9 protein-coding genes and 2 pseudogenes are annotated in these 11,245 nt (G+C 60.6%); 7 read left to right on the top strand and 4 right to left on the bottom strand.

Annotated elements, in window-relative coordinates:
- Positions 1 to 123 precede the first annotated feature (123 nt).
- From IFO71_RS22715 to IFO71_RS20580, 3 genes and pseudogenes are all read left to right on the top strand, one after another.
- Positions 124 to 393: pseudogene (locus tag IFO71_RS22715) on the top strand (PPC domain-containing protein); the annotation flags it as partial.
- Positions 394 to 525: 132 nt separating this feature from the next.
- A pseudogene (locus IFO71_RS22720) lies at positions 526 to 756 on the top strand (proprotein convertase P-domain-containing protein); the annotation flags it as partial.
- Positions 757 to 892: 136 nt separating this feature from the next.
- On the top strand, positions 893 to 1,153 hold the full coding sequence (locus IFO71_RS20580; RefSeq protein ID WP_192031570.1) for a DUF3297 family protein: 261 nt from the start codon (positions 893 to 895) through the stop codon (positions 1,151 to 1,153).
- Positions 1,154 to 1,207: 54 nt separating this feature from the next.
- Here the strand turns inward: IFO71_RS20580 and IFO71_RS20585 are convergent, their stop codons facing one another.
- Complete coding sequence (locus IFO71_RS20585) at positions 1,208 to 2,428, bottom strand: acyltransferase family protein (protein ID WP_192031571.1); 1,221 nt, start codon at positions 2,426 to 2,428, stop codon at positions 1,208 to 1,210.
- Between the two features lie 393 nt (positions 2,429 to 2,821).
- Here IFO71_RS20585 and IFO71_RS20590 point away from each other — a divergent pair, with 393 nt between their 5' ends.
- Complete coding sequence (locus IFO71_RS20590; protein ID WP_192031572.1) at positions 2,822 to 3,667, top strand: LytR/AlgR family response regulator transcription factor; 846 nt, start codon at positions 2,822 to 2,824, stop codon at positions 3,665 to 3,667.
- A gap of 31 nt (positions 3,668 to 3,698) precedes the next feature.
- Here the strand turns inward: IFO71_RS20590 and IFO71_RS20595 are convergent, their stop codons facing one another.
- Positions 3,699 to 4,409 (bottom strand): aspartate/glutamate racemase family protein, encoded by a 711-nt coding sequence (locus IFO71_RS20595; RefSeq protein WP_225444832.1) that lies wholly within the window; start codon positions 4,407 to 4,409, stop codon positions 3,699 to 3,701.
- A 159-nt stretch (positions 4,410 to 4,568) separates the two neighbouring features.
- Between IFO71_RS20595 and IFO71_RS20600 the strand changes: the two genes are divergently transcribed.
- Complete coding sequence (locus IFO71_RS20600) at positions 4,569 to 5,117, top strand: H-NS histone family protein (RefSeq protein ID WP_192031573.1); 549 nt, start codon at positions 4,569 to 4,571, stop codon at positions 5,115 to 5,117.
- Between the two features lie 328 nt (positions 5,118 to 5,445).
- Here IFO71_RS20600 and IFO71_RS20605 read toward each other — a convergent pair whose 3' ends face one another.
- Entirely contained in the window at positions 5,446 to 6,111 is a 666-nt protein-coding gene (locus IFO71_RS20605; protein WP_192031574.1) for a Crp/Fnr family transcriptional regulator, read from the bottom strand.
- A 403-nt stretch (positions 6,112 to 6,514) separates the two neighbouring features.
- Positions 6,515 to 6,754 (bottom strand): hypothetical protein, encoded by a 240-nt coding sequence (locus IFO71_RS20610; protein WP_192031575.1) that lies wholly within the window; start codon positions 6,752 to 6,754, stop codon positions 6,515 to 6,517.
- Positions 6,755 to 7,334: 580 nt separating this feature from the next.
- On the opposite strand from IFO71_RS20610, the gene IFO71_RS20615 reads away from it, so the two are divergent.
- Both IFO71_RS20615 and IFO71_RS20620 read left to right on the top strand, forming a co-directional pair.
- The gene (locus IFO71_RS20615) at positions 7,335 to 9,029 is read left to right on the top strand and encodes a tetratricopeptide repeat protein (RefSeq protein WP_192031576.1); all 1,695 of its coding nucleotides are present in this window, start codon (positions 7,335 to 7,337) and stop codon (positions 9,027 to 9,029) included.
- A 9-nt stretch (positions 9,030 to 9,038) separates the two neighbouring features.
- Complete coding sequence (locus IFO71_RS20620) at positions 9,039 to 10,826, top strand: CRTAC1 family protein (protein ID WP_192031577.1); 1,788 nt, start codon at positions 9,039 to 9,041, stop codon at positions 10,824 to 10,826.
- Positions 10,827 to 11,245: the final 419 nt, after the last annotated feature.

The following is an 11,245-nucleotide window of genomic DNA, read 5'->3' on the forward strand; positions in this document are numbered from 1 at the left end:
AGCAGCCGACCGAGCGTAGCGAAGGCGCAGGCTACGAAGTAGCCGTTGCTGCGTAGCAGCCGACCGAGCGTAGCGAAGGCGCAGGCTACGAAGTAGCCGTTGCTGCGTAGCAGCCGACCGAGCCTCACCGCTGCCAGCGGCAATGCGCTGAACTACACCATGGCGGTGCCGGCCGGCGCGACCAATCTGAACTTCGCCATGTCGGGCGGCAGCGGCGATGCCGACATGTATGTCAAGTTTGGCTCTGCACCCACCACATCGAGTTACGACTGCCGGCCGTACAAGTCGGGCAATGCTGAAACCTGCAGCTTCGCCACGCCGCAAACCGGCACCTACTACGTGATGCTGCGCGCCTACACCACCTTCTCCGGTGTCTCACTTACCGGTAGCTACAGCGCGGGTGGCGGTGGCACACCGTCCTTGTTCGAGAACACCTCCGACTACACGATCAACGACAACAGCACCATCGAGTCGCCGCTCACCGTGTCGGGCCGTTCCGGCAATGCACCCAGCACACTGAAGGTCAATGTCACGATCTATCACACCTACAAGGGTGATCTGAAGGTGGATCTGATCGCCCCGGATGGCAGTGTCTATGTCTTGCACAATCGCAGCGGCGGCAGCGCCGACAACGTGATCGGCACCTTCACCGTCAATGCCTCAAGCGAACTGGCGAACGGCACCTGGAAGCTGCGGGTGAACGATAACGCCAATGGCGATACCGGCTACCTCGACAAGTGGAGCCTGCAGTTCTGATCAAGTCGTAGCTACGAACTGATCAGGCTGAGTCGGCCTCGGTAGTACCCTGCTGCCGGGGTCGGCTCGGTTTTTCACGTTGCCAAGGGGCGGGTAGCACCGGACAATGCGCGCTTTGTTGAACCGGAAGTCCGCAATGAGCAACACGCCCCCTGATCGTCTGTCCACCGACCCGCGCAGCAAGTTCTATGACCAAGCCCTGCTGGCGCGTGGCATCGGCGTGCGTTTCAATGGCACCGAACGGCACAACATCGAGGAATACTGCATCAGCGAAGGCTGGGTGCGGATGCCGGTCGGCAAGTCGCTGGATCGCCGCGGTCAGCCGATGACCCTGAAAGCCAAGGGCACGGTCGAGGTCTGGTTTCTCGACGAGCAGGAAACGCCGTCAGAGCAATAATTTGCGCCTTGATGGTGCGCCCTAGGCGCACCATCGCGACCCCAAACATCGCCCTCAACCGGCAAGCCTGGCAGGTTCCGCACTTTCGACCGGGCCCGCCTGAGCTCGCCGCTTGGGTGCCAGGCCAAACAACGGCCTTAGCCAACTGATCCGCCGAATCAGCAACTCATGCAGCAGGGCGCATCCAGCCATGGTGGCAAGGATCACCGCGATCGGTTCCCACACCGGCCCAAGGCCAAGCCGCGACAGATACACGCCAGCGACTACGATCAAGGTCTGGTGCAGGATGTACCAGGGGTAGACCGCCTCGGTGGCATACGGAAGCCAGCTAAACGGTCGGTTAAGAAGGCGATGGGCCCAGCCCAGCACGGCCATCAGCCAGAGCCAGCGATTCAGGTACACCGCCCAGCCACCAATGACTTGCTGCAGCAGATCACGATCCTCTGGCAGCCACTCGTTGACCACGCGCAGCACCACGAACGCCAAGATCGCCAGCCCCAAGCTCCACCAGCGCATGCTTGACAGCGCCTGCCACAGCCCTGGGTCGCGACCAATCAAATAGCCGTACAGGAAGAAGGTAAAGAACATGGCATGGGCGTAGCCGTCGGTCAGCAGATCGTGCTTGATGCCGCCGAATACTGGGAACAGAGTCAACCCGTAGACCAGCAAGGGCAGGGTCGGCAATACCACCAGTTTCCAGCCACGCAGAGCTCGCAGTCTGGCCACCGTCGGTGAGTCTGATCGGAGCAAGCGCGACAGCGGGATCAGCAGCAGGGTGTAGAGCCAGAGGTAGGGCAGATACCACAGGTGGTTCCAGGTAATGCCGATCTCCGATCCGGAAAAGGCATCTTCCGGCCAGGGCTGAAAGCTGAAATAGCGCAACAGAAAATCGACGTAGCCCGGCTCGGTGGCGCTATTTGCCAAGGCCTGGAAGTAGGCCTGCGGTGGCACGATCACCAGCATGCCAAACAGCAAAGGAATCAACAGGCGTGAAGTCCGCTTGGCTGCCAATGCCCCGGCTTGATAGCGCTCGATCACGAAGCTCAGCGCCAGGCCCGAGACCATGAAGATCAGCGGCATCCGCCACTGGTTCAACACCAGCATCGGGCCCTGCAGGGTTTCCGACAGGTGAGCGGACTTGACGTGCCAGCCCCAGTCGGCCACGTAGAACATGCCGACGTGGTAGAGAATCAGCAGGGCGAAAGCGAGGACACGCAAGGCATCGACATCATAGCGACGACCTTGGTCGGCAATCGGGGGATGGACGGGGCTCATGAACTGCTCACATGACGGGACTCAGGGCGCTATGCTGGGCGCCGCACGCCGGGGCGGCTAGTCACAAGTGATTGATTGCAGACGTGTTGTGACGAGTGGTGGATGGCTGGGATGAATGGTGGAGTTCCCGGATCCTTCGGCCCTGACAGGTTGCTGAGACATCCTTGAGGTTGTCAGCGCAACCCTTCGACAAGCTCAGGGACCGCCGTTCGACCGGCTCACGGCAAGCCGGTCGCGGCAATGCCGCGCCACACCTGCCGTGAGCTGTCGAACGGTTTGCCGGAAATCAATCACGTGCGTGCTTGCTTTCCGAGCGCGCCGTCCTTGGCGCACGATATCAGGCTGCTGAAACAAGTCTCAGCCGCCTGCTTGTACTTGGAGCGAAATCGAAAGATGAGTCTGCAGCACTATCTGCACTATCGCCGCTATTACGAAGTGGCACTTTGGGTGCTCTACGCAACGGTCAATCTGATGGCCAATACGCAGGTTGCCTGGACCGAGGTGCAGCGAATCGGGCAGGGCACCGAGTGGTGGGAGGTGTTGACCTGGGAGGCCAGCAGCACGGCGACGATTCTGCTGCTGCTGCCCCTGCTGCTGGTCTTTGATGCGCGCTTTTCTCTGGAGCGTGACAGTTGGCGAAGGCATGTTGTCGCTCATCTTGTGGCCACCCTGCCGTTCTCATTGGCGCATGTGGGAGCGATGTATCTGATCAGGCAAGCGGTCTATCTCGTCGTGGGCGAAACGTATCAATGGCAGAACTGGTGGCAGCAGTTCGGCTATGAGTTTCTGAAGGACTTTCGCACCTACTTTGGCCTGCTGGCGATCATCTACCTGTACCGCTTTACCTTGCGTCGATTGCAGGGCGAAGCGGAGTTTCTCTCGGAAGGGCGCGAAGAAGCGGAGCCGGTAGCCGTCACCGATCGGTTTCTGGTCAAGAAGCTGGGGCGCGAGTTCCTGGTGCGGGTGGAGGATATCGACTGGATCGAGGCCTCGGGCAACTACGTCAATCTGCATGTCGGATTGCGCGCTTACCCCTTGCGCGAAACCATGACTGCCATCGAACAGCGATTGGCAGGGCGGGGTTTTGCGCGCGTGCATCGATCAGCCATGGTGAATCTCGACCGCGTACGGGAAATCGTGCCATTCGATACCGGCGATGGCGAAGCTCGCTTGATCAGCGACGTGCGCGTGGCCGTGAGTCGACGCTATCGCAAACGACTACGCGAACAGCTCGGCTAGTCGGAACTGGTTCAGACCTTCCCTATGGGCTTCACGCACCTGACAATGCCCAATCAAGAGCCGCATCGACATGCAGCGAAGTGGTATCAAACAGCGGGAGTATTGAGTCCTCGGTGCCGACAAGCAGTCCAATTTCGGTGCAGCCGAGGATGACCGCCTCGGCCCCGGCATCACCCATTTGTTTGATCAGTCGGCAAAAGCTCAGGCGTGATTCGGGTTCAATCCTTCCCCGACAAAGCTCCTGATAGATCACTCGATCGACCTCAGCGCGCCCGTTTGCGTCGGGCGTAATGACCTGCAAACCAAAGCCGTCAACCAGGCGTTGCCGATAGAAATCCTCTTCCATGGTGAAACGTGTCCCTAGCAGTCCAACCTTGCGGTGTCCGACTCGGTGAACTGCTTGGCCGGTAGCGTCCGCGATATGCAAGAGTGGAATCGATACGGCTGACTCAATGGCATCGGAAACCTTGTGCATGGTGTTGGTACAGAGCAGCAGTGCCGATGCACCTGCAGATTGCAGAATCCGGGCAGAGTCCGCCAATAGCGCGCCGGCGCGGCACCAATCCCCGGATGTTTGCAGGGCTTCAATCAGCGCAAAATCAACACTGTGCAGCAGCAGATCCGCACTATGCAGGCCGCCCAGTCGTCGCCCGACACCTTGATTGAGCAAGCGGTAATAGCTGAGTGTGGATTCCCAGCTCATGCCGCCAAGCAGTCCCAGACGCTTCATTGCGATCGACATAATGGTTGCTCCGTGAGCATGTTTTCCGGCACAAAGTCGACTCGATTCGCATAACGGTCGGTTGCTCCGGGTGAATCTAGTTGCACAGTTTTCGCGAATTCACGCCAAATGATCAAAGCTTCAGGTTAAAGTGTAAGTCTGCCCCACCAGGAGGAAGCAATGCCACGCAAGTCTGCATCGAAGGGAAAAAGCGTCGCTGACATGAGTATTACCGAACTCGTTCAGCAGACAGAGAAGCGCATCGAACAGATCTCACAGCAGCGTATCGCCGAAGTTCGGGCATTGTTTGATCAAGTGCTGGAGCGAACGCAGCTTTCGATTCGCGAAGTCTACGGCCAGGTAAAAGGTCAGTTCAGCGACGCGGTGAACAAGGTATCCAAGGAATGGGAAGCCGGCGTTTCTTCGGCCAAGTCAAAAGTTAAGGGCGCCGCGGCCGCTGCGGCCAAGTCCAGCAAGGGGCCGCCCAAAGGGCGAAAGTTGGCGCCGAAGTTCCGTCATCCAGACGATCCGAGTCTCACTTGGGCCGGTCGCGGTGCTCAGCCGGTGTGGCTGCGCGAAGCCATCGCCGCGGGTGCCGATCTGGAATCCTTTCGCGTAGGCGGTGCGGCTGAAGGCAAGGAAAAGTCGAAGGCGGGCGCTGCCAAAGGCGGCCGCAAGGCGTCGGCCAAGGGAAGGGCCCGTAAGTCAGCCAAGCGCAAGTCAGCCTGATCGGAGGCGTCGCTGAGCCATCGGCGAAGCGAGCAGGGTCGAGCACGTGAGTGCTCGACTCCCGGCAAAGCGCTGAGTTGGAGTCAATGTCCAACCCGCGCGCACTGAACTAGCTAGTCGAAGGGCGGTCCCTAACTACGAAGTAGATCGAGTCGGATGGGCTATTCGCGCTCGGCGCCTCAGGCGCCGTGCAGCGCCCGCGAGTGTGGGCGTGTACTGTAGTTGGGGACTTGAAGTTTGAGCAGGGTGTTCAGAGATCAAGTTGCCGGGTCAATAGTTGGCAAGCACGCTTTCAGTCGAGACTGGCGCCGTTGCGTTCAGACAGCGACTACCAGCTCTTCGGCAGCGGTTTCAGAATGACGATGCGGCGGCCGCCATCCTTGGCGATATAGCCGCCCTTGCGCAGCTGGACCAGGATTCGGTTCACCATTTCGCGCGTGGCCCCGACGCGGGCGGCGATCTCACGCTGCGTCATCTGCTCGCTGATCACGTGGCGCCCGTCCAGCCATTCAGCACGCTGTTGCAACAAGGTCACCACGCGCGAATACACATCGGTTAGTGCCAGGCTCTTTACCTGGGCGGTGGCATGGCGAACCCGCTGGATCAGTTTCAGGATCAGGTTGAAGGCAAACTCGGGGTTGTCGGACAGAAACCGCCGAATTCGCGTTTCATCAATAACGACGCAGGTGGTGGGCTCCAGCGCAGCCACCGAGGCCGAGCGGGATTCGCCGTCCAGGCACATCTCGCCAAAATAGTCGCCGCGCTCCAGTACGTTGAACACCACTTCTCGACCGGTCTCGTCGCGGCTGAACACCCGGACTCGACCACTCAGCAGGATATAAATCGCGTGCTCGGGCTCCCCTTCGCGGACGAAAACCCGACCGGCCGGGTAGTGCTGGACTTCCCCGGTGGTCCCCAGGCCGGCGAGCCAATCAGCAGAGAGTTCGTTGGTGATTTGACTTTTGTCGAAGCCTCTTCCCGAGGTCATCATCATAGGTGTCGCACTTCGCGTTGCCGGGCAGAGCAGAAGTATGCCCTGCCGCAGGCGTTTTGCGGTGAATCACCCTGATCGCCATTTTCAGCCTAGCTGCCGCGAACGCGCCGGGAAGTAGTATCTAAAGAGCGCCTCTGATTCGCTTTGGCGATCAGCTAACTGCTTGACGTGGCAGGCTTGAGCGGTCCTGTCTGGCTGCTGAAGCGGGGCCGATTGTTCTGCCTGTGCACTACGAAAAAAAGTCGAGTTTCTCGAAACCAAGAAAGTAAATAAGTCACACAACGGCCGTTTTGATGTTTCGCTATCCGGGCAGCAATCGATGCCGGATGTTCGCTTTCGCACACACCAGGTCGCGGAACTGAGTCTGCGCGATGAGGTGCTGGTCGCCACGAGGCGCGATCCGTCATCCGCTGATCGGAGAAACCAGGTCAGCGCCCGGCGCGAAGCATTGCAACAGGTCAAAGCAGCCCGGGCGAGACTCGAGAATCACCTGGGTATTGGCGCCGAGCTTGGCGGCCTCCACGCTGGCCATGAACTTTGCGGTGTGAACGGCGCGCGCCTCGATCGGATGAATGCGCTTCAAGCGTCCTTCGCGCCGGACTTCGAACTGCTCTCCTGAGCGGATGACGTAGTAGCGAATCATGGCGTCCTCTGCGAAGCTGGCGGGTGCTGTCTTGAGCCGACGCGCTCGACTTCGAGCTGTGACCCATCGACAGCGCAGTGCAGTGCGCAGCATGCCGAAACGTGGGCTGCTGAGCAGTCAGACAACATTGCGCAAACGTGTAGGACATCGTCCTATTGAACCGGCCAATTGATGTTGTGATTGGCCGGTTCAGTAACGCAGCCCACGGATGGGCTGCACGCGCGCGGCGACGCAGTCGCTGTGAGGCGCTCTCGTGTACGGGCAGGTTCGTCGTGAGCCTGTCGAACGGTACCAGGCGCGAGGGACTTGAGTTTGAGCAGGATCTTCTAGCTTCATGTTGCCGAATCAACACCGGCTGCGGGCTTGGCGCGAAAGGACCTGGCGGGAGGCGATGCCGACGTTCGAGTCACGGCCATTCTAAGGTGGCAGCAAGATCGAACCGAAAGCCGCTGATTTCGAGAGCAGGAAGCTGCCGACAGCTGTTGCGCCTGGTCGGCCAGAATGCGATTCTCCAGGGCCGTTCGCTGGCCGCTGTGGTCGCAGCGGTACTACCCTTCCTTCGTCCAATTGCAAGCGCTCATTGAACCGTCGCTCAAGACAATCGCGCCGCTCCTTAGCCCTGGTGTTGCTGGTCGGCGCGGTGAGTGCCGGCTGTTTGGCAGCGCTGACCGGCTGCGCGGATGAGTCTGCTGCATCGCCTCTGGCGACGGTTGAAGCACCACCGGATCTGGCAGGGCTTGATCGCAGCGTGCAACAGCAGTTCTCGGAACTCTGGTTCCGGGATGGCGACCTGGAATCCCCAATTGCCCCGGCTGAGCGGCGCAACTGGGGTGAGCTGGGGCTGTGGTTTCATGCCTATCGCTATCATCACAGTGCAACCAAATGTTATGAGAACGCAGTGTTGCTGGACCCCGACAATCCGCGCTGGCATTACTACTTGGGCCTGATTGCGCTGGACTCGGGGGCTGCGGCCACGGCTCGTGGGCACTTTGAACGCGCCCTGGAGCGGGCACCCAAAGCGGCCCACGTGCTGACCCGATTGGCTGATCTGAGCGTGATGGAAGGCGATCTGGCCGGAGCCGAATCGCTGTATCGGCAGGTGCTCAGCATTGATCAGCACGACGCCGCTGCTCGCTTCGGTTTGGGCCAGGTGGCGTTGCAGCACAATGATGTGCATCAGGCATTGGCCTGGCTTGAAGCGCTGCATGCTGAGCAGCCGCAAGCCACCGAGGTGATCTACGCGCTGGCGAGCGCGTGGCGCATGCTCGGCGAGAGCGAAAAGGCCGCAGCGCTTCTGAGCGCGATTCCTGCGAGCAATGTGCATCAGGTCAGCTTGGCGCGCAAAGACCCCTGGTCCAAGGCCCTCGTTTCGGCTGATCAGGGCTCGCGCCAATTGACCCGGAAAGCGGTAAGTGCCGCCAACCAGGGCCGAACCGGTGAGGCTGCTGCATTGTTCGGAGCAGCAGTGGTGCGTGACCCCGAGGGGCCGGAGGAACGCATCAACTATGCGCTGGCCTTGGCACGACTCGGCCGACACAAGGATGCGCTTGATCAAATCGAGCGTGCGCTGCAATTGGCGCCAACCGGGAGCGGAATTCACATCAAGGCTCGATTGGAGCACGGGCGACTGCTGGCCGAAGCCGGGCGACTGAAAGAGGCGGAATCGGTGCTGCAGCGGCTAACTATCGAGCATCCCGCGGAAAGCGCCGCGTTTACCGAGTTATCTCGTCTGCTTCATTCACGCGGGGATCTCACCGGTGCGGTACAGGCCTACACTGCGCTGCGCCAGCTTGATGCTGCCGGTCCGGATGTGATGTTCTGGCATTCAGCGGCGCTGCTGGCGCTTGAACAGCATGATTCAGCACGAACGCAGCTGGAGCAGGACTTGGCTGGATGGGTCGGCGATCAGCGTCGACTGCGCCTGCTTTGGGTGCGCTCTGTGGCGCTGCAGGCGGCCGACGAGCCGTCGCCGCTCCAGGCTGCGTGGCAAGTCGTCGACCGAGGCGCTGTGCACAGCGTTTTCCTGGCCGAAACGGCGGCGATGCTGCACGCCGGCCAATCCGACTTTGACTCTGCGATGGCCTGGCAGCGTGCTGCCGTCGACGCCCTCGCCAAGGCTGGCTTGAACGCCCCGCTGCGGATTGCCCGACGTCGACTGGTTCTGTACCAGGAGCAAAAGCGACCGACATCTGCCTGGGACAAGGCCGAGCGTCCCATCGATCTCGAACTGCCGGCTGCCGTCGTCGCTGATCTGCCTTTCCCATCATCCCGCTGAGAGAACGCAATGCATAGCTGTGCCCGTACGTGTTGGCTGGGCCTGTCGCTGCTGCTGACATCCTGTTCGCCGAGCGCGCCGCCGTCGGAAACTGTCGATGCCGGAGCCCTAGATCAAGGCGCGCCACCGACCGTGGAAGCTGGAGTTAAGTTCGTTGATGAGGCAGAGGCCAGCGGTCTGCGCTTTACCCATTGGAATGGCATGGCCGGCCAGACTTACTTTGTAGAGCCGGTGGGCGCCGGCGCTGGTCTGGCGGATCTGGATGGTGACGGCGACCTGGACGTCATTCTGGTGCAGGGCGCTGCGTTGGTGACCGAGACACAGTCTGAGGAGTACTCGCCCCTGTTTGAGGCGCCCGTGCAACCTGGCACGCGGGTATTCCGCAATGACCTGCAGACGCATGCTGACGGCGAGCGGCGACTGGCCTTTGTCGACGTCACCGACCAATCCGGGCTGGAGGCGCTCGGCTACGGCATGGGGGTCGCGACCGGCGATTTTGATAACGACGGCCGCATTGATTTCTATCTGGCCAATTTCGGTGACAACCAACTCTGGCGCAACGTCAGTTCCGACGGAAAGATTGCGTTTGAGAATGTCACCGCGTCCGCGGGTGTCAATGAGCCGAAGTGGTCGACCAGCGCCAGCTTCGTTGATCTCAATGGTGACGGCTGGCTTGATCTTTACGTTGCCAACTATGTCGACTTCACCCTGGAACGCCACCGCATTTGTCGCTCTGCGTCGGGACGGCAGGACTACTGTGGCCCGAACAGCTATGAGGGCGAGCCTGACCGCCTCTTCCTTAATCGCGGGAACGGTACCTTCCAGGACATCAGCGTGATTTCAGGGATTGCCGCCGAACCGTCCAGCGGACTTGGTGTAGTGAGTGCGGACCTGGACCGCGACGGATTGATCGATATCTATGTGGCGAATGACCTGCGCCGGAACCTGCTTTGGAGAAATCTGGGCAGTGTCGACGGCGTACCGCGCTTCGAAGAGACTGCCCTGCTGAGCGGCACTGCCGTTTCCATGGAGGGCCGTGCGCAAGCGTCAATGGGCATCGTTGCGGGCGATCTCGATGCCGACGGCGACGATGACCTGTTCATGACCCATCTGATGGGCGACACCAATACGCTTTACTTGAACGATGGCAATGGCTCGTTTCGCGACGTGTCACTGGGCTCGGGGATGGCTGCACCGAGCCGACCGTTCACCGGGTTCGGCACCGTACTCATCGACGTGGAGAACAATGGCACCCTCGATGCGGTGGTGGCCAATGGTGAAGTCCGGGTAATCGAGGAGCAGGCGCTGGCCAAAGATCCGTTGCCGCTGAGGCAGGTCAACCAGCTGTTCATAAACAACGGGAGTGGGCGGTTCGTCGATCAAAGTGCGCAGGCTGGAATCGAATTCGACCGGCTGGAAGTGAGCCGAGCTCTGGCGCTCGGAGATGTCGACAACGACGGACGCAGCGACCTGTTGCTGAGCAATAACAGCGGTCCCGCCAGGCTGCTGATGAACCGCACGGTGACGGACAACCAATGGCTAGGGCTGCGCGTGCTCACCGCAGAGGGGCGCGACGCATTGGGAGCGCAAGTCGCCGTTGAAGTAGCCGAGGGGCGCTGGCTATGGCGCCGGGTCGCCACCGATGGCAGCTATCTGGCGGCCAATGATCCGCGTGTGCTGGTGGGCCTTGGGCCTGATGCGCGGAAAGTCAACGTACGTGTTCGAATGCCCGGCGCGGGCGAACAAGCCTGGGAAGCGCTGGAAGCGGGGCGTTATCACACCCTGGTTCTGCCTTAGCAGCCTGTCGGACTTCGTCCCGCGAAACGCGATTTCGGTCGATCTTACCCAACGATCGATGGCGTCAGGTGGTTCTTCGATTCGGCAATCGGTCGGCCCTTCGCCGAATCGCTGAACGTGCTGCGAGTCAAGACGTTTTGAGCCCGCTCGGCAGACGTGGTGGGCTGCCTCGGCGGATCAGAGCGCCTGCTGCAGTCGGTGTAGCCGCTTTACGTTGTAGGCCAACGCGACCACTCTGTTATCTCAACACCATCGGTCGAAACTCTCGCCCCGCTTGGAATCGCCGGATCTTTCGGCGCGACCTCATGAAATATCCGGGTTAGCAGCCTGTCGGACTTGATCAGCACTCATGGTACAAAGTTGCCATGAGCAAATTCATCGTCGTAGACCACGCGCAAGCGTTACTGCTACCTCCCGAC

Origin of the sequence: Pseudomarimonas arenosa (assembly GCF_014841215.1) — a bacterium.
Classification (GTDB): Bacteria; Pseudomonadota; Gammaproteobacteria; order Xanthomonadales; family Xanthomonadaceae; genus Pseudomarimonas; species Pseudomarimonas arenosa.